The sequence below is a fragment of the Bacteroidota bacterium genome, from assembly GCA_016183775.1.
Lineage (GTDB): Bacteria > Bacteroidota > Bacteroidia > JABDFU01 > JABDFU01 > JABDFU01.
Genome location: JACPDY010000078.1, coordinates 15,320 through 16,216, shown reverse-complemented (window position 1 = coordinate 16,216; position 897 = coordinate 15,320). Strand labels below are relative to the sequence as shown.

Here is an 897-nt window from a genome sequence, read left to right as displayed (position 1 = left end):
ATTATTGAAAGAACTTTTTCTTGGTTTGAAAACCAACGAAGATTGAGTAAAGATTTTGAATATTTGCTTGAAACAAGTGAGGCAATGATTCATTTTGCAGCTATAAAAATATTATTGAATAAAATTTAAACAGTTTCTTAATTCTCATATCTATTAAAATAGGCAAAAAATAGAGTTAATCCAAATAAATGGCGGTAATAAAAACTACATATGTATTTTTTTAAAGAATTAGCTTATAACAATAGTGAATATTTAAAAGCAAGAATATTTCCTTTGATTTTTGGATGTTTTAGCAATAGAAAAGATATTATAGTTGGTAGTTTTTTAATGCTAAAAACCATTATTTTTACTCATTTTTAATTAAAAATTATGATTGCAAGTATTCCAAATTTTAAACTTATTTCTATCATGTTAATTTTTTTGTTTTATTAGAGTTTATATCGAATAAACTTTTTTGTGGGTTTTAGTGTTTTTGTGCTTTAGTGGCAATTGGATTTTGGCCACCAAAGCACAAAAGCTCTAAATTTTTCCCCATATATTTTTTTGAAATTGTATATAATAATCTAATTCGGTATAATCTCTATTAAGTGAAATTAGTTTGACAGGAAGTAAAAGACAAATCACATTTTTTCTAAAAACACCTAATCGTGGAGTTTACAGCACCCAAAATGGTTATCTTAATATGAAAACAGCCGTTGCATTGATGGAATTTTGCCATACAACATCTATGGGTAGCCAGGAAAGGCCTTTTTAAGACTAACAGTATAAAGTAATTAAACACCGAAGCAAGCCGCAATATTTTTTTTGATATTATAAAAAGCTAAAAATTCAATTACAATATCCGATAGTCTTTTAACGCTAAAATGTGCTGGTTTGCTTTATTTATATTTCGGGGGG

The 897-nt window shown here is 26.6% G+C and carries 1 protein-coding gene; it reads left to right on the top strand.

All coding sequences use genetic code 11. The annotated features are described in order from the left end of the window. A partial coding sequence (locus HYU69_09705) for a transposase (protein ID MBI2270612.1) occupies positions 1 to 129 on the top strand: 129 nt, incomplete at its 5' end. Between the last annotated feature and the right edge of the window lie 768 nt (positions 130 to 897).